Here is a 241-nt window from a genome sequence, read left to right on the forward strand (position 1 = left end):
CTCGGAACCATCGACCGGATCGTCCTCCGGGTCTTGAACGTGAGCCAAATCCGCAGCGTTGAATTGAATTAGAGCCTCAAGGCGTCGTTCCAGCTCACCGTCCACGCTGTGGAACGAGTAAAGCTGGAAAAAGTCCTCGGCCGTACGATTGAGTACGTTACCCGAGATATCGACGTACACGACTTGCGGCGGGTGCTTGATCTGCGTTTTCGGCTTCAGGCTCGTGTTCGTGAGCCACAGG

At 56.0% G+C, this 241-nt stretch carries 1 protein-coding gene; it reads right to left on the minus strand.

The window, feature by feature from the left end; all coding sequences use genetic code 11:
• On the minus strand, positions 1-241 hold a 241-nt coding region (locus AC1RPW_RS08650; protein WP_481769555.1), incomplete at both ends, for a hypothetical protein.

The sequence above is a fragment of the Dellaglioa sp. CoH-55-MRSF-8 genome (genome assembly GCF_056782195.1).